The sequence below is a fragment of the Rhizobium sp. Root491 genome (assembly GCF_001427205.1).
GTDB classification, from domain to species: domain Bacteria; phylum Pseudomonadota; class Alphaproteobacteria; order Rhizobiales; family Rhizobiaceae; genus Agrobacterium; species Agrobacterium tumefaciens.
In genome coordinates this window covers 46,431-62,228 of the sequence record NZ_LMFF01000020.1, presented here as the reverse complement: position 1 = coordinate 62,228, position 15,798 = coordinate 46,431, and the positions used below count along the sequence as shown (strand labels likewise).

13 protein-coding genes and 1 pseudogene are annotated in these 15,798 nt (G+C 56.1%); 8 read left to right on the top strand and 6 right to left on the bottom strand.

All coding sequences use genetic code 11. From position 1 onward, the window contains the following. Positions 1–27: 27 nt before the first annotated feature. A complete protein-coding gene (locus tag ASD46_RS25505) occupies positions 28–1,164 on the bottom strand; it encodes a cupin domain-containing protein (protein ID WP_082546269.1) in 1,137 nt (378 codons plus the stop codon). A 671-nt stretch (positions 1,165–1,835) separates the two neighbouring features. Between ASD46_RS25505 and ASD46_RS25495 the strand changes: the two genes are divergently transcribed. Then, the gene (locus tag ASD46_RS25495) at positions 1,836–2,744 is read left to right on the top strand and encodes an AraC family transcriptional regulator (protein WP_323455153.1); all 909 of its coding nucleotides are present in this window, start codon (positions 1,836–1,838) and stop codon (positions 2,742–2,744) included. Between the two features lie 237 nt (positions 2,745–2,981). Then, positions 2,982–3,494 (top strand): helix-turn-helix domain-containing protein, encoded by a 513-nt coding sequence (locus ASD46_RS25490; RefSeq protein WP_082546268.1) that lies wholly within the window; start codon positions 2,982–2,984, stop codon positions 3,492–3,494. 821 nt (positions 3,495–4,315) lie between these two features. On the opposite strand, the gene ASD46_RS25485 is transcribed toward ASD46_RS25490, so the two are convergent. From ASD46_RS25485 to ASD46_RS26820, 3 genes and pseudogenes are all read right to left on the bottom strand, one after another. After that, positions 4,316–5,839, bottom strand: a complete 1,524-nt coding sequence (locus ASD46_RS25485; protein WP_060642962.1) for a DegQ family serine endoprotease — start codon at positions 5,837–5,839, stop codon at positions 4,316–4,318. Between the two features lie 229 nt (positions 5,840–6,068). Beyond that, the gene (locus ASD46_RS27980) at positions 6,069–6,284 is read right to left on the bottom strand and encodes a hypothetical protein (RefSeq protein WP_371414570.1); all 216 of its coding nucleotides are present in this window, start codon (positions 6,282–6,284) and stop codon (positions 6,069–6,071) included. Between the two features lie 792 nt (positions 6,285–7,076). Then, positions 7,077–7,427 (bottom strand): annotated as a pseudogene (locus ASD46_RS26820) (malate:quinone oxidoreductase); the annotation flags it as partial. Between the two features lie 240 nt (positions 7,428–7,667). On the opposite strand from ASD46_RS26820, the gene ASD46_RS25470 reads away from it, so the two are divergent. The 6 genes from ASD46_RS25470 to ASD46_RS25445 all read left to right on the top strand — a co-directional run bounded on the left by ASD46_RS25470 (position 7,668) and on the right by ASD46_RS25445 (position 13,356). Then, the gene (locus ASD46_RS25470; protein ID WP_060642960.1) at positions 7,668–8,501 is read left to right on the top strand and encodes a formate/nitrite transporter family protein; all 834 of its coding nucleotides are present in this window, start codon (positions 7,668–7,670) and stop codon (positions 8,499–8,501) included. A 37-nt stretch (positions 8,502–8,538) separates the two neighbouring features. Continuing rightward, positions 8,539–9,783 carry an oxalate decarboxylase family bicupin gene (locus ASD46_RS25465; RefSeq protein WP_060642959.1) on the top strand — a complete coding sequence of 415 codons (1,245 nt, stop codon included), beginning with the start codon at positions 8,539–8,541 and terminating at the stop codon, positions 9,781–9,783. Between the two features lie 130 nt (positions 9,784–9,913). Continuing rightward, positions 9,914–10,231 carry a hypothetical protein gene (locus tag ASD46_RS25460; protein ID WP_060642958.1) on the top strand — a complete coding sequence of 106 codons (318 nt, stop codon included), beginning with the start codon at positions 9,914–9,916 and terminating at the stop codon, positions 10,229–10,231. 459 nt (positions 10,232–10,690) lie between these two features. Then, entirely contained in the window at positions 10,691–12,274 is a 1,584-nt protein-coding gene (locus tag ASD46_RS25455; protein ID WP_060642957.1) for an ATP-binding protein, read from the top strand. After that, positions 12,267–12,944, top strand: coding sequence for a response regulator transcription factor (locus ASD46_RS25450; RefSeq protein WP_060642956.1), 678 nt, complete (start codon positions 12,267–12,269; stop codon positions 12,942–12,944). The genes ASD46_RS25455 and ASD46_RS25450 overlap by 8 nt, the downstream gene beginning before the upstream one ends. Before the next feature lie 31 nt (positions 12,945–12,975). Beyond that, a complete protein-coding gene (locus ASD46_RS25445; protein WP_060642955.1) occupies positions 12,976–13,356 on the top strand; it encodes a response regulator transcription factor in 381 nt (126 codons plus the stop codon). Between the two features lie 115 nt (positions 13,357–13,471). On the opposite strand, the gene moaA is transcribed toward ASD46_RS25445, so the two are convergent. Then, a complete protein-coding gene (moaA, locus tag ASD46_RS25440) occupies positions 13,472–14,515 on the bottom strand; it encodes a GTP 3',8-cyclase MoaA (RefSeq protein ID WP_060642954.1) in 1,044 nt (347 codons plus the stop codon). A 125-nt stretch (positions 14,516–14,640) separates the two neighbouring features. Further along, positions 14,641–15,555, bottom strand: coding sequence for a LysR family transcriptional regulator (locus ASD46_RS25435; RefSeq protein ID WP_060642953.1), 915 nt, complete (start codon positions 15,553–15,555; stop codon positions 14,641–14,643). Positions 15,556–15,798: the final 243 nt, after the last annotated feature.

The following is a 15,798-nucleotide window of genomic DNA, read 5'->3' as shown; positions in this document are numbered from 1 at the left end:
GGATCCTTTTAGTCCTGCTATCTGGGCTCATTTTACGACCGCGTTTTCCTCGGGATTGAGCGCCGCCATGACTGTGTCATTGAGATTGAGGTGACCGCGCACGAGGTCGGGAGGCGTTAGAGCCATCCAGCGGTTGAGCGAGATATCGCTGCAGATCAGGCTGTTGAAGACATTTATGACCGTGACCGGCGTGGTCCCCGTATTCTCGATATAATGGCCAAGGGTTCGGGGAACGAAGCCGACGTCGCCAGCGCGATAGTTGAAGGTGCGTGCCTTGGATGTGGCATCGAAGACGGTCATGCGTGCTTCGCCTGCAACATAATATTGCCATTCGTCGGCATTTGGATGCCAGTGCATTTCGCGCATGCCGCCCGGCTCGATTTCAATGATCAGCGCAGACAGCGTCGTTACCGGAAAGTTCCTGGAATCGATCGTCTTCACCGTGCCGCCACTGAAGCGTTTCGCCGGTAGCTGGGAGGAGGCATAGACATACGGGTTCGGTATTGGTCTGTTCGGAAGCTTGTTTCGGACCAGATCGAGCGGTTCCGGTACGGGCATCCGGAAAATGTACTTTTCCTTCTTCGGAAGGTTCGCGAAATCCGCGGCAGTCACGCCAAAGTTTTTTGCCAGAACGCTAAGTGGCGTATGGGCCATGTATTCGGTGATCAGCAGGGTTTCGTTCTCAGAGAAATTTCCGTCGTCAAAGACAAGCAGAAACTCTGTCCCGTCTTCAAGCCCCTGGATCGAATGTGGGATCCCGGCCGGAATAAGCCAAACATCCCCTGGAGCAAGATCGTCGATGGAGAGGTTTCCGTCCGCGTCTACTGTAGTCAGCCGGACAGTGCCGGTCAGGATATAGGCCCATTCCGCTTCCTTATGCCAGTGCAACTCGCGCACCACACCCGCGCCGAGCCGCATGTTTACCCCAGCCATGGTTTTAGAGACAGGAAATTCGCGCATCGTGATCTCGCGGGCCCAGCCACCGTCTTCAAGACGATTATGGGCCATCGAGAAGGGAAATTTCAGGTTCGGCAGAGATCCGTTGTCGGTTTCCGGTGGGACAAGGGAATCCGGGTTTTGCCGATCGAGTTCGACGTTGCGAGGCCCTGGATCATCTGCGCCGCTCGATCCCCGAACAGGCTGTATAATGGCGTCAATTTCCATGGAATGTTTCCTGTCGGATCCGGTTCTCATCCTGAAGGCTCAGAGAACACTGGTTTTTTGAATGGCTGTTGATAACCGCGCCTACGCGGTGGCTTGCATAGAATTGTTCACCTTTGCGGCGCCGATCACAACTATACGTAGGTATGAAAGCATCCGACCTTGGTCCATGCGGCAGACTTGTGAAAACGCGACATCGTCAGGGAATTCGGCGCGCGCAAGTGGCCGCAATAGTCGTGATGACCAAGACGGTGAGAACCGCAAATAGATTGTGCTCAGTCTTCAGTTCGAAGCTGTCATTGCGCGACAGGGTGAAGCCCAAGATCGTCATAACGAAGCAGACAAGCCCGGTATACGCGACGCCGGTTGAGGAGAATGTTAAGATCGAAATCATCATGAGAGGAGCATACAGGCCACTCGTATAGGGAGCGAAAGGTCCGAGGATATCGAGAAGGAAAATTGCTGGCGCTGACAGGGGGATGCCGATGAGAAGCGCGTATCATCAAGCCGTAACTTAATGTGTCCAGCTTCGATTTGTATATTGTTACTGTATTCTTTTTATCCATCCAGCATGCCTCTAGCGTGAGTTATCGAAATCGGTGAAACTGCACGCTCAACGACTGAGATGAGCTGCCCAGCTCTGCTCTGCCTCTCGAACGGGAAAGTTACCAGCCTTGGACCAAGAGTTGACTATCGGACCTAAAATACAGGCCGAGAGGACAACGGACAGTTTCGGATGCCCGTTTGACAAGCTCTATCACAATCAGGCGCTTCAAGGCGCCGATATCAGCTTTTTTCGCAAAGGGACGAGGGAAACGAGCTTGGAGCAGGTGGCCACAGCTGCCAGTGATCGGGGATTTGCGATCGGGATTTCCACGATGGGTGGACATACCCGTCGCATTTTCCACGAGCATCATGCGACCACCTACCAGTTTACCGAGGATTCGATATATATCCGCAATCTCGGCGATCCCTACAAGGCGGATCTAGGCGGGCCCTTCGATTTCCTGCTGCTCGAGATCTCTCCGGCCTCGCTCAATCGCATCGCTCAGGAAAGCGATCTGGCGGGAATTTTTTCACTGGACGTCACGACCGCATTGAGCGATCCTGTTCTCGCCAATCTCGTGAAAACACTGATCCCCGCACTTGAGCGGCCTGACCGGGTAAGCCGGTTGTTTGTTGATCAGCTGGCATCTGCGATCGGCACGCATATCGTCCAACAGTATGGTGGAAAGCCTGTTGCTTCTAAGAACGGCAGGAAACTGTCCAGGTCCCACGAGGCGTTGGCAAAGAACATCCTCCTGAACAATCTAAAGGGCAATATCTCGATCCTGGACGTAGCAAAAGCCTGCAACCTTTCTCGCGGATATTTTATCCATGCTTTTCGTGAAACGACAGGGATGACGCCCTATCGATGGCTACAGAACGAGCGGATATCGCGCGCATGCGAACTTCTACGAACCTCTAAATTGTCGCTTTCCGAAGTGGCAACCGCTTGCGGATTTACTGACCAGAGCCATTTCACACGCGCGTTTGCGAGCGCGCTCGGCACCTCGCCAGGCGCGTGGCGGCGTAACGCCTGAGCTTCTACACGTCGACATCCAAACGTGCTTGCATCGGCATCGCCTGCGCGTACCCTTGCCTTTTGGTTCTGGACGCCCGCACTGCCAAGGGGCAGGTCATTGCCGCAACCATACTTGCGTATGGTCGCCTTAGACTGAGAGCTATCACACCTGTATTTCAGTTGAGTTTCGACGCGTCTGCGTGACTGGCACAATTTCGGCCAGTAACTGCTTCACCAGCCGTATCGGAGACCGACCATGCATTTAGAGAACGCCTTCGACCGGTACGCCTCTAGCAATCCGGCGAGCTTGGGTGCCGATGACGCCGAGCGTCGTTTATCGGAAGCAGGGAATCTTGGATCGGCAGCGCTGGCCGATATAGCTTCAAAGTCTACGATGGGGGGATTGGCACCGTGGCAGATCAAACGGGTCACCGACCATATCGAAGCGAACATTTCCGAGAAACTCTGCCTCGATAGGCTCGCCGCCCTGGCCAGATTGAGCACGAGCTATTTCACTGCAGCTTTCAGGCGTAATTTCGGAATTTCGCCCTATGCCTACATTACCAGGCGTCGGGTGGAATTCGCCAAGCAACAGATGGCCGAGGGCAGCCTGCCACTCTGCGAAATCGCTCTCGAATGTGGTTTTGCCGACCAGGCGCATCTTTCACGTGTTTTCCGGCGTGTTACCGGCATGACGCCGACCGCCTTTCGACAAAGACTCAAGCGTCGGGACCTCAATCGCGCAACGCCTAATCCCGTGCTCATCTAACTTGTCAATTTGGTTTGACACGGCTGTCTTTTAGGCGAGGATGACCGGCCAAACGATTGCATACAGCCGGCGCATCTCGTAAAATTCAGTCAGGTGGCGGGCGTCGAGGACGCCGCTGCGCGGTTCGGCAAGTTTTCCTGGCTCGCTCCGCCCTGCTTTTTGACCACATATTCGCAAAGCTTGTCCGAAAGTTGGTTTGGGCACTCTTGCTGCCGACCCTTATCATTTCCAGATTCAGTCTGCTCATATCGGTCGTGAACTCCGCCCTTGCAAAATCCGCTGACCAAAAGAGTCGAATGCGGGGAAATTGAACGTGCCTTCCAGGACCTGAGGATTCAGTGTGTTTCGCCATCTTTGGAAATCTTGCTGCCATGTGAAACCTGCCCTCAATGCCGATAGATGCGAGGCTAAACGCGGACTGGAGTAACAGAGCGGGCCATAGTCTGGGTGCCACCGGTAAACCGGCAGAAGGGGCCGAACGAGGTACTTAACCCGCCGGAATTTGTTCCCCAGATCGATCGCAAAGGCGTCATCTCAACAAACCCGACCCAATCCAAGGGATTGGTGCGGCCGTCCAGAGTCGATTGAGCCGCGCTTGGTGGAGGTGTTGTCTGTGCCGACATCAATCTCTGCGGAATTGGGGTCATCCGGCGTTGGCGCAAGCCAAAGCTCACTTGGGGACGTCGACACCAGGTTAAGGGATCAAATCACACTCGATTTTCCCGCCGCCGGAATTTGGCATCGCGGATTGTCAATGCAAAGAACCGCCCCCACACAGACAACATGTCCATGGCAGGGGCGGTCAGATCAGCTGGTGAACGTCAGCCGATCGAGAACGGGACTGTCACGAAAGTCTTGTCTTCGCCGCGTTGGATAAGAAGCAGCACGGCCTTCCGGCCGGCCTTTCCAGCATCCGCGACCGCGGCTTTGGCTTCGTCCGCAGACTTCACTGGCTGCTGGTTGACCGCGACGATAATATCGCCAGGCTGAAGACCAGCGTCAGCTGCCGGCTTGTCAGGCGAAACGCTCTCGATGACGGCGCCCGTTTCCTTCTCTGGCAGGTTGAGTGCCTGGCGAACGTCATTGGTTATATCCGCAAGACCAATGCCAATCGTCGGGACCTTGTGGGCTGCGGGACCCTCCTTGCCGGCTTGGGCAGAGTCCTGCTGATCTTGACCATTTTCACCGATCGTCAACCGAAGATCTTTCGATTGTCCGCGACGCCAGACCGTAACCTCCTCGCGATCGCCGGGCGCGAGATCAGCGACCATACGAGACAGATCGCGTGGCGATGTCACGGCTTTGCCACCGAGCGCGGTAATCACGTCGCCGGTCTTGATGCCGGCCTTTGCGGCCGGCGTATCCCCGTTGACGCCCGCGACCAATGCGCCTTCCGGTTTGTCGAGACCAATCGCATTTGCAACATCGGCGGTGACCGGTTGGATCTGCACACCGATGAAGCCGTGTTCGATCGAGCCGCTCTTGATCAGTTTGGCAACGATAGCCCGGGCCTGATCGGAAGGAATGGCGAAGCCCACACCGACGCTGCCGCCGTTCGGCGAATAGATCGCAGTGTTAATGCCAACCACCTTACCGTCTCCATCGACCAGAGGTCCACCGGAATTGCCGTGATTGATCGGAGCATCGATCTGGATGAAGTCGTCATAGGGGCCCGAATGGAGGTCGCGGCCACGGGCCGAGACGATGCCGGCGGTCACCGTCGTGCCGATACCGAATGGGTTGCCGATCGCAAGGATCTGGTCGCCGAGCTTCAACGCGTCGGAATCACCCCATGATATGGTCGCCAGCGTTTTTTTTGCATCGATCTTAACGACGGCCAAATCGGATTTCGGGTCGGCGCCTATCAGTTTGGCCGGTAGTTCGGTCCCGTCATCAAGGGTAACCTTTATATCCATGGCCTTGTCGATGACGTGGTTGTTCGTGACAATATAACCGTCCGGGCTGATGATGAAGCCCGATCCAAGTGCCTGAGACCGCTGCCTCTGAGGCTGCTGAGGCACCTGGCGAGGGGTGGGCATGCCCTGTTCGCCGAAGAACTGCCTGAACTGCTCGTTGAATGGCGAGTTTTCACCAAATGGAGATCCGCTCGCCGCAGCGACAGGCTCCGCCTTCGTGGTCGAGGTGATGGTGACGACAGCAGGTTTGTCAGCGGCGACAATCGAGGCGAACGAGCCGGGGCGCGCGACCATACCGCCGACGTCTGGGGAGGTGGTCGCGGCGAAGGCGGTCTTGTTGCCGACGATAAGGGGCGTTGCCAAAGGAACGGCGATCAGAGCTGCTCCGACCAGTGTCAGGATTCTGTGTCTTTGAATGATGTTCGACATAGGGGTTCACTTTCTGTTTGATTTAGACAAGAAGGGCCTTCGCCGCGGTTGGGCGGGGTGCTCAGGCTCGGTTGGTTTTTCGCAGGGGCGGCGTTAGCCGGTGGTCGTCGACCTAGTTGCAGACGCGCGTTCGATACATGCCGCCCGATCTGTCTTGATGCCAAACGACATGGCATGAGGGGTAGTAGGAAGCGACCGGGGCCGGGCCGTAGACGTACGCCGGCGGGCCTTAAGGGGCGGGCGCAAGTTCGGGTGGACCGTAGTCGTGTGCGTGAGCGGCGCCGGCGAGCAACGTGCCGCCGACGACTGCACCTGCTATCCCGGCGGCAAGGCCGCGGCCGAAATTGTTATGTGCTTCAGCCTGGGAGGCGGTGACAAGAGCCGTGCCGGCGATCGTCAAGGCGACCAGACCCGTGGTGACGAACTGACGTGTCGCAGTCAACATGGTCGTGATCCTTCGTTTTTCGGTTACGGCCACGCGAACTTCGCTATGTCCGTGAATAGTACACTAGCCGGGGATTGATTACCGCTGGCTATCTGGGCGGTTAAACGTTCGTAATTTTTGGACAATCCGATTGTCGCAACAACCGAACAGGAGATGTGGAGGGGCCGAATTCGTCAGTCGCCACTTATTTCCGGCATCCCCAATCCGGTTCAAGCAATGTGCCTGTGGAGGTGTCTTCAGGCACACCCGGAATGGCCATAGTCGACCCGACTCCTGTCGGGAGATGCGATCTATCATCTGGGGCGTTCCGCTTCGTCTCAAAGGTATGAAGCCCGATGCCAAGACCATGCGAGACAATAATATTGCTGAACTGACCAAACGATGTGGGTCGGCTTCGTCCCTTAACCTCAAGGGAAATGTCTGATCCCTGTGACTAAATTTGCTGGCGCGGAAGGTAAAAGGGAGCCAAGACGGGCACCTCGCTCAGCTTGAAGAATGAACCGATTTTCGCGTGAGGTGGATTGTGACACCTGAGCGATGAGGTTGGACAGGTTTATTCAGGCGCACTGACGAACGCAAACGAGGCGGTTATGCCAATTTACGACAGGATGCCGGTCCTCCTCTACAAGAGTTAGCACGAGTATGCTGTGAGGGTCCTTCGACGGAATTCTCGCTTTGCAGGCATGGAAGTTCCTCTCAGATCTCGTGGGATCGGACGGACGACGCAATCAGGTCCGCGTAAAAGTCGGCACAGGAGGATGCGCCGACATTGCTTTGACGTGCCGAGAGAGGATGCGGGCAGGCATGCATAAATGCGCCGGGATCCTTGATTGCGCCTTTGCGAACGAAGTGCGACCAGAGCTGGCGGGAGATGTCGAACTCGACGTTGACTTCGAGGGCTTTGTCGATGTCGATCGTTCCGTCAGCGCGTTGAGGCGTATAGTTGAGTTAGCAATTGGCAGCGTGGCCAGTGCCGGCATTGTTCCATCCATGCGAGTTTTCGAGCGCGCAATCGAACAGCGTTTCAAACGCGACCATTGAAAGGTTGGGTTCCAGCTCCCTCAGCGTGGTTGCGACGGTCGCGCTCATGATACCTGCACCGCAGCAACGTGGTTTTGCTTTTGGGCCATCTGGTGTGCGGATAACCTCGCTGTCGCGTTCTGCGGCTTGGAGGCCAAAGGATCACTGTAGGATGAGAGATCGTCGCCTATGGGCAGGAGCTCGATCGATTTACTATGCGGTAGGGATCGGCGACGAGCAGATGGAACCGATACGATGAGGCTAGTCTCCTAAACGTACGTATGGGTTCTGCGATCCAGTGATGAGGATTACGGTCTGGCAACTCAAATGTTTTCGCCCGGCAGGGGTGGGAGAGGTCGAACCATGTACGAAGACTCCGTCAATAACTTAGCCGAAGCCGGCGCACACAAGGCGCAGGTCGTCAAAACCCAGTTCTTCGCATTTCTGATCGGCGCTGCAATGGCCGGCGCCTACATCGGTTTCGGTGATGTGCTGATGTTTACCGCTGGCGCCCATGCCGACCCGGCCTGGTCCCATCTGGTGATGGGTGTTGTCTTTTCCTCCGCCCTGACGATCGTCGTGTTCGCCGGTTCGGAATTGTTCACCGGAACTGCAATGTATATGCCGCTCGCCGTACTGACCCGCCGGGCCGGAATTGGCGATATGATCGCCGTCTGGTGTGCGGCGTGGGTTGGAAACCTCGTCGGCGCCGTGATCCTTGCCGGCCTCATTTATCTGGCAGGTGGTGGTGTTATGCTGGGTGATGGAAGCGCGGCGTTCTTTACCATTGTGTCGGGCAAGATGTCAGCCGGTTCGCTTGCACTGCTCGCGCGCGGCATTCTGTGCAACTGGCTGGTCTGCCTAGCCATCTGGATGGCAGGCAGGACAGATAATGCTGCTGCCAAGATCATGTTGATCTTTTGGCCAATCACGATCTTTGTAGCTTCCGGTTTCGAGCATTCCGTCGCCAATATGTTCGCCTTCTCCCTTGCGCTCATTGGCGACCATCCGGCTGATGTGACCTTCGCCGGTGCAGCTCATAACCTTGTTTGGGTGACGCTGGGAAATATCCTCGGTGGCGCCATTTTTATGGCCCTGGGCTATTGGGCGCAATTCTACAGTAGCGGCCATGTTTCCTTCACGCCGCAAGCCATGCCTGTTCGCATTCGCGCCAATGCCGTCCCCAGCGACAAGTGAAATTCAAATTAATCCGTATAGCGAAAAAGGAACGATCATGAATCCTCTGTCACGACGTCATATGCTTGCCCTTGGTGCCGCCGGCGGCGCCGCGCTTGCTGCTACTGCCGCGAGCGCATCGAGTTTCGGTAATCCCGACCACCCACTGGAAGGTGCGATCAACGCCAACCCGGGCTCCCTGACGGACCCTGGTCCGAAGAATCCCGCGCTGAATGAACAGTTTCCCTCTTTTCAGAATCCGCCGGCAACAGATGTTGGTGACATGCAGCTCTTCTGGGCCTCTTTCAACAACGCACCGAAGCGCATTCAGAACGGCGGCTGGGCAAGGCAAGTGACAAAGGCGGACTTCGCGATTTCGCAGGCCGTGTCGGGAGTCAATATGCGCCTCAGCGCCGGCGGTGTTCGCGAGATGCATTGGCATCGCGCAGCCGAGTGGGCCATCGTGACGAATGGGCGCTGCCGGATTACAGTGCTCGATGCTAAGGGGCGTGCCTATATCCAGGATGTCGGCGTCGGCGACCTCTGGTATTTTCCGGCAGGTTTCCCGCATTCGCTTCAGGGCCTCGGTCCCGATGGTTGCGAGTTCGTGATCGTCTTTGATCAGGGGGACCAATCCGAATACGGGACATTGCTCCTGACAGACTGGCTGGCACATACTCAGCCAGAGCTGTTGGCTAAAAACTTCGGCATGCCGCAGGATGCATTCAAGAATATTCCACTCGATGACCTGTGGATTTTCCAAGGAACCGAACCTGGTCCTTTGTCGATGGATCAGGAGGCGGTCGCTTCCGCCGGACTACCCGAATACCCCTTCACCTATCGTCTCACCGCCTCCGCACCAATCAAGGAGAGCGCTGCCGGCATGATCCAGCTTGCTGATAGCAGCGCCTTTACCGTGTCGAAGACCATCGCCGCTGCCATCGAGACAATCAAGCCAGGTGCTGTACGTGAGATGCACTGGCATCCGAATGCTGATGAGTGGCAATACTGGATCAAGGGGGAGGGGCGCATGACGGTGTTCGACGCCGGTCCGAGAAGTCAAACCGCGGATTTCCGCGCTGGCGACATCGGCTACGTCAAAAAGAGCCAGGGCCACATCATCGAGAATACCGGAAAGACTGACCTACAGTTCGTCGCAGTGTTCAAGGTCCCTGAATATCAGGAGATCGGTCTGTCGTCGTGGCTGTCGCATACGCCACCCTCGCTCGTTGCGCAGCATCTGAATATACAGCAAAGAGATATCGCGAAAATTCCGCGCGATCAGCCTGGCATCATGCCCTGAAAATTATCGAACCACCAGAGCTGCATCACGCGCTGCGCCTGGGGTCGGGCTCATCTCGACTTGAAAAGGTTCGAGTGCGCTGTCTGTGAAGCAATCCAGCTTGACATTTTAATCTGACAAAGAGCGAATTATGACGACCTTCATGCAAAGCGCCGAGCCCAGCCATGTCGGCGGCCGTATCATGGAATATTTGCCGACTGTGGATGATCTTCGGTCGCTTTCCCCTACCGCGCGCCACGACATCATAATCGAACTGGCAGCTAGGCTGGATGAGATTTCCCGAACAGCCCATGAGCGAGAGAGGGACGATCTGGAGGCCATGTTGGCCTATCTCTCCATATCGTTGCGTGAATCAGCCATAGAGATTGCGTCGGAGTGCTACGGTCCATTCCTCATCGAGCGAATGTCGGCTTCAGTGAAGCGGATAGAGCAGAATTTCGAAAGGTGATAAAGCCAAGAAAAAGGAAATCTCGTCACGTAATTCGTGCCTTCAATCAAAAAGGGGAATAACTGGCTCCACAACCATGTTGTGGGGCTCTCTTTGTGTTTGATGGTGCATCTTGTTTGCCGCTCCGAACGTCTAGATCTGGCGACACCTAAGTATAGTTCCGCTACCGCGCCGTCGGCAGTAGTCTCCATCTCGTACCTCGATCGCCGCCCCCCAACGACGAGGTCGGTAGCAAGCAGCTACCCGTCCGGGTTTCCCCTCCCCCCGGACGATCTGCGGATCACCGCAATCCGCGAAAGGCCGTCTTCCTACCCTCGGAAGACGGCCTCTTTCTTGCGAACCGATTGTCTCGGAAATGCACCAGACAGGATCGTCATTAAGTCGATCAACTAGACCATTGTATAGGTCCGGCAAGAGGCTCGAACCGGTATCCTTGATCTATAATATTTGGAACCGACCATGACACAGGTGCTGGAAGTGAGATTGGCAAGGCAAGGCGCAGGTAGTCACGACTCTATCTTCGGTGGGGCGGCTCTGTTCGTCGCTTTAACGGTGTTTGCCGTCGACACCTTCACGGAGATCGAAGGCGCGATCGCCGTCATCTATGCAATATCACTGCTTCTGGCCGCGGAAGCGGTCAACAGGCTTGGCCTCATCTTGCTCACCGCGCTGTTCATGGTGTTTTCATTGGCGTCGTTCTTTTTCACGCACGCGCCTGATCCTGATTTCCCAACATTCTTACGCCTTTGCGTCGCGCTTGCGGCGCTCGCTGTGACAGCAGCGCTGCTCTTGCGCAATGAGAATGCGCGCAGCGCCCTGCTGCGGACCAATGCGGCCCTGCTCGAAAGCGAAGAACGCTATCGCTCGATCTTTGATCGCACGCGTGTCGCATTGTGGGAACGCGACTACTCGAAATTGCTCCAATACATCATGGTACTGAAGTCTGCCGGCGTGACGGACATGAAGGCCTATATCAAGGATCATCCCGACGCTCTCGATGAATGCATTGGAAAAATCAAAGTGGTCGATGCCAATGATGCCGCTGTGGAACTTCTTGGATCGTTTACTTCGGGTGAGCCCGGTGGCGTTCTGCATCGCATAATACCGAAGGACAGCGACACTTTTGCCTCTTTGCTGCAGGCGATCATGGATGGAGCGACCTATTTTGAGGACAACGCCGAGGTATTTAACGAGGCCGGCGAACGTCGCGTCGTTCTCTTGGGCATTAGCTTTCCGACTGACCCGCAAGCCTTCAATCGTGTCATCGTGAGCATGGTCGACGTTACTCAGCGAGAAGAGGCGCGCATGGCGCTGGCTGAGGCGCAAGCGGAACTGAGCAGGGCATCCAAAGCCGCTATGATTGGCGCTCTTTCTGCATCGCTTGCTCACGAACTCAATCAGCCGCTTGGCGCGATCGCTGTCAATTCGCAGACCCTCGTCAGATGGCTTGAGCGCGACCCGCCAGATATCGACGCTGCGAAGCGCTCGGCCGAACGGATCTTGCGCGATAGTAATCGCGCCAGCGATATATTCAAAAGCACCCGAGCAATGATGCTCGCAACGCCAAAGGAGAGCGAGCCGATCGAACTCGAGACCCTTATCAGCGACACGCTGACACTGATGGATCATGACCTGCAGCGTGATCGCACCGAGGTGCAGATCGTCCGCAAGTCGATAGTCCCTCCCTTCAAGGCGGCTCGCCTGGAGATGCAGCAGGTCTTGATCAATCTAATCTCGAATGCGTCCCAGGCGATGGGCGCATCGACGACGCAGAAACGGCTCGTAACGATTATTCTGGATGCCCCCCGTGATCGTGATCACATTTCCATCGCGGTGAGAGACAGCGGTAACGGTCTGGGCACCGAGGCCAAACAGAATTTGTTCAAGCCCTTCTTTACTACCAAGGATACGGGCATGGGAATTGGTCTTTCGATTTGCAGAAGTACCATTGAAGCCAGAGGCGGTACGCTCGACGGAAACAATCATCCTGATGGCGGCGCAATTTTTGAGATCAAATTACCCAAGGAGACAGCCGATGCTTGAGTTGAAGTCCAGCAAACGGAACCTCGACGCCCCTGTTATATATATCCTCGACGATGACCTTTCCATGCGTGAGTCCCTCGTCGATCTCTTCCTGTCTATGAAATTTGAGGCTCAGGCTTTCGCTAATCCCAATGAATTCATGAGCCTGGCAGATATTACCCGCCCGGGATGCATCGTTCTTGATGTGCGCCTGCCCGGCATCAACGGCCTTGATTTTCAGACCCAGCTCGAGCGTTCGGGAAGCCTGCTCCCAATCGTGTTCATGACGGGCTATGGTGATATCTCGATGAGCGTCCGTGCCATGAAGGCGGGAGCAGTCGATTTTCTCGCTAAGCCATTCCGCGATCAGGACATTCTGGACGCGGTTCTCGCCGCGGTGGAACGCGATGCGGCACGCCGGCGCGAAATGCGTCGCCACCTTGAAGTCACGACACGCTTCGAAACCTTGACGCTGAGAGAGCGGGAGGTCATGGAGGCGGTGGTCGAAGGCCTGATGAACAAGCAGATCGCGTTCAGGCTTGGTATTAGCGAAATCACGGTGAAACTGCATCGTGGCAACGTGATGCGCAAGATGCAGGTCAAGTCGGTTGCGGAACTTGTGCGTGCCACCGAGCAAGCCAACGAACATCTGGTAAGGTCAGCAAAGCCCGCAATTGTGCGCGTTGCGTGAGCACACAGCAAACTCATGAAAGTTGGAATAAGTGCCTGATACCCCTCTCATCGCCATCGTTGACGACGACTTGGCAATCCGTGAAGCGCTCGATGACCTTGTGAAGTCGCTGGGTCATAGAAGTAAGCTGTTCGAATCTGCAGAAGCGTTTCTCAGATTTCAGCCGCGCGCATCTATCGATTGCATGGTTGTCGACGTCAAAATGCCAGGTCTGAGTGGTATCGAGCTGCAAGGGCATCTGAACCAGGATGGCGACCGACCGCCGATGATTTTCATGACGTCCTATCATGACGACCGGACGCGAACGGCGGCCTTGGATGGAGGGGCTCTGGCGTTCCTTGGCAAGCCAGTAGATCTGTCCAAACTGATCGAGTATATCGACGTGGCATTGGCATTGCCAAAGCGAACATAGCCGTTAGGGCGATTGAGCGGGCGATCAAGGTACGTTCTCGTATCTCATACGGCAGGTATTTCGAAGGGCTCATAATTTGCGCGCCCTTGAGCCGCGGTGACCTTCACGATCCAGTTCAACCGCCGGTAACGCTCATGTGGCGACCAACACTCGGCCGATTGTGCCCACGGTCGATAATGAAGTCGTGGCCTTTCGGCTTGCGGGTGATCGCGTCGTTGATCGCTGCCTGCAGACCATGATCGCTCTCACCCGCTCTTAGCACCGATCTCAGGTCAGCGGCCTCTTCCTGACCGAGGCACATATATAGCGTACCCGTGCATGTGAGGCGCACGCGGTTGCAGCTCTCGCAGAAATTGTGGGTCATCGGCGTGATGAAGCCGAGACGGCCACCGGTCTCTGCAACCTTTACATATCGCGCCGGTCCCCCTGTTCGATAGTCGAGGGAACGAAACGTAAATTGTTGCTCGAGCTCAGTTCGCAGCTTCGAAAGCGGCAGATATCGATCGGTCCGGTCTTCGTCGATCTCTCCCATCGGCATGGTTTCAATGACTGTAAGATCCATGCCTCGGCCATGGGCGAAACGGATGAGTGCCGGCATTTCTGCCTCGTTAAAACCCTTGAGCGCCACGGCATTGAGCTTAACTGCAATGCCGGCGTTCTGAGCAGCGTCGAGACCATCCATAACCCTGGAGAAATCGCCCCAACGGGTGATCTGACGAAACTTGTCTGGGTCGAGCGTGTCGAGAGAGACGTTGATGCGACGAACGCCACAATCGAAAAGCTCCGCGGCGTGGCGTGCAAGCTGAGAACCGTTTGTTGTCAACGTTAACTCGTCGAGGCCATCACCGATGTGTCTGCTGAGCTGGCGAACCAAGTGCATGATGTTCTTGCGAACGAGTGGCTCACCACCAGTAAGACGCAACTTGCGCACTCCCAGTTCGATGAAGGCCGAGCAAAGCCGGTCCAATTCGTCCAGAGTCAGTAGGTCCTTTTTAGGAAGGAACTGCATGTACTCGGCCATACAATAGGTGCATCGGAGGTCGCAGCGGTCGGTTACGGAAACCCGCAAATAGGTAATGGCGCGTCCGAACGGGTCGATCAGGCCATTCCTAGTTGTCGCAGTGAGAAGGTTAGCTTTGTTCTGGGCCGCCATCTGCATTATGTTTCCTTCCACGTTGGCTCATCAATCTCGCAGACGAAGCGACGGGACAACCATACAAACGTATAGGATGGGACTATGGGACCCGTTACACACAGCAAGAGGTGACGGGTTGAAAATGCGCCTTATCTTATCGGTTCCCAGTTCGGCGGGCTTCCTGTTGAAGCAATAAGCGCCTTCGCGAAGGCCTGAACTTTGGCACTTGGGCGCGGTAACGCACGAAGCAGATAGATGCCGGCAGGATCATTGTTCCAGTGGTCATGGCCGCCGAGGACCTCGATCAGCTTGCCTTGATGGACATCAGGACCCACGACCCATGTGGGTAGAAATGCAATGCCCATCCCTGCTTCGGACGCGCCGCGCAGTGCCTCGAAATCATCACAGCGGAATGTTACTTGTCCGTGCCCGCTCTCGCCCGCCGGTGAGCCAAGCACTTCGGTCCAGCCCAGAAGATCGGCTCCGTGAAGCTTGTCGAGCAAGCGATGGCGGTTGAGTTCCGCTAAGGTTGCCGGTGTTCCTGCCTTTCCGAGATATTCCGGACTTGCGACGAGAAGCCGGCGGAAGGGCGCTAGCTTGGTCCCGATCAAAGTGCTGTTGGGTAAGATACCCATGCGAATGACCATATCAAGGCGCTCTTGTACCGGATCGGCGAGCCGCTCCGTTAGCTCCAGTTCGATTTTCAAGGCTGGGTGTTCAGCCTGCAGGGCAGCAACGACCGGCAAGACATAGCGCTTGCCGAACGTGGGAAAGCAAGCGATCCGCAATGTGCCAGACACCGATCCGCCGAAAGCCGAGACCTCGGCGCGCGTGTCGGCGAGATCGCTAAGAAGCCTTAGGGCGCGCTCGTGGAGTTTTTCACCTGCATCAGTCAGGGTGAGTGCCCGCGTCGAGCGTATCAGCAGCGCGACGCCGAGATCGTCCTCGAGCATATCGATCTGTCGCACGACCGCAGACGGTGTGACGGCTCTCTTCCGTGCGGCTGCGGAAAAGCTACCCGCCTGGACAACGTCCACGAATGTAGAAAGGGATTCTGCTTTCATCTTTGCGCTCCGGGCAAAGCCGCTTTGAGGAAATTTGGGCTTATACGTCGCACGTGCTCGGCGCAATCTCTTGGCTCGCCAAACGGCCACAGAAAGAGGACCAAGACCAAAGGATAGGGCCGAGACCTATCCGTATAATTGAGGCTCGCTCCCCCCGATGCCACTTTGATCCCAGAGCAGACAACGGTTTGCTCAAGACGATCATTATCAGAGCGCCACGAACACTGCCAGCAAAGTCCTGGT

Excerpts from the sequence above, each read along its gene's own strand:
- ASD46_RS25505 (WP_082546269.1), bottom strand. The coding sequence starts at position 1,164 with ATGGAAATTGACGCCATTATACAGCCTGTTCGGGGATCGAGCGGCGCA.
- ASD46_RS25490 (WP_082546268.1), top strand. The coding sequence starts at position 2,982 with ATGCATTTAGAGAACGCCTTCGACCGGTACGCCTCTAGCAATCCGGCG.
- ASD46_RS25485 (WP_060642962.1), bottom strand. The coding sequence starts at position 5,839 with ATGTCGAACATCATTCAAAGACACAGAATCCTGACACTGGTCGGAGCA.
- ASD46_RS27980 (WP_371414570.1), bottom strand. The coding sequence starts at position 6,284 with ATGTTGACTGCGACACGTCAGTTCGTCACCACGGGTCTGGTCGCCTTG.
- ASD46_RS25470 (WP_060642960.1), top strand. The coding sequence starts at position 7,668 with ATGTACGAAGACTCCGTCAATAACTTAGCCGAAGCCGGCGCACACAAG.
- ASD46_RS25465 (WP_060642959.1), top strand. The coding sequence starts at position 8,539 with ATGAATCCTCTGTCACGACGTCATATGCTTGCCCTTGGTGCCGCCGGC.
- ASD46_RS25460 (WP_060642958.1), top strand. The coding sequence starts at position 9,914 with ATGACGACCTTCATGCAAAGCGCCGAGCCCAGCCATGTCGGCGGCCGT.
- ASD46_RS25455 (WP_060642957.1), top strand. The coding sequence starts at position 10,691 with ATGACACAGGTGCTGGAAGTGAGATTGGCAAGGCAAGGCGCAGGTAGT.
- ASD46_RS25450 (WP_060642956.1), top strand. The coding sequence starts at position 12,267 with ATGCTTGAGTTGAAGTCCAGCAAACGGAACCTCGACGCCCCTGTTATA.
- moaA (WP_060642954.1), bottom strand. The coding sequence starts at position 14,515 with ATGCAGATGGCGGCCCAGAACAAAGCTAACCTTCTCACTGCGACAACT.
- ASD46_RS25435 (WP_060642953.1), bottom strand. The coding sequence starts at position 15,555 with ATGAAAGCAGAATCCCTTTCTACATTCGTGGACGTTGTCCAGGCGGGT.